Here is a 470-nt window from a genome sequence, read left to right on the forward strand (position 1 = left end):
GCCCTGCGTCTCGATCTCCACCGTCGCCGTCTTGCCCAGCAGTGCCTTGGGATCGATGTCGCGGCTTTCCGAGCGCAAATCGATGTCGAAGGAGAAAAGCTGGCTCAACTCCTCGCTGCCCCGCAGCTGCCGGAACTGCAGCTGCTCTCCCAGGGGCGTCCGGATGGTGACGCGGCGTGTCATTGTTATGCGGCTGCAGCCCCCTCGTTGCTGCAGAGTCAAGTTGGAATCGGCCGGATGATAGGTCGGCAGACCGAAAAACTCGACAGGCTATGGACGAAATATTGTTTTCAAATGTTTTCGCAATGGTTGTCCGCTCCGCAAAACCCGCCAGCATTAATAAAAATTATGAATTTTATTAACAACTCCCACCGTTGCTTTTAACTCACCCGGACAGGATTGCCACACCCGCGCTCCCGCAGCGCATGTAGCGACCCACCGCTCCATTACCGCGCCGGCATGTCCTTGTC

Annotated in this window: 1 protein-coding gene; it reads right to left on the reverse strand. The window is 56.8% G+C overall.

All coding sequences use genetic code 11. From position 1 onward, the window contains the following. A partial coding sequence (locus tag K9U40_RS23555; protein WP_282892483.1) for a contractile injection system protein, VgrG/Pvc8 family occupies positions 1-183 on the reverse strand: 183 nt, incomplete at its 3' end. Positions 184-470 lie beyond the last annotated feature (287 nt).

It is taken from the genome of Xanthobacter autotrophicus (assembly GCF_030015065.1).
Lineage (GTDB): Bacteria > Pseudomonadota > Alphaproteobacteria > Rhizobiales > Xanthobacteraceae > Xanthobacter > Xanthobacter autotrophicus_D.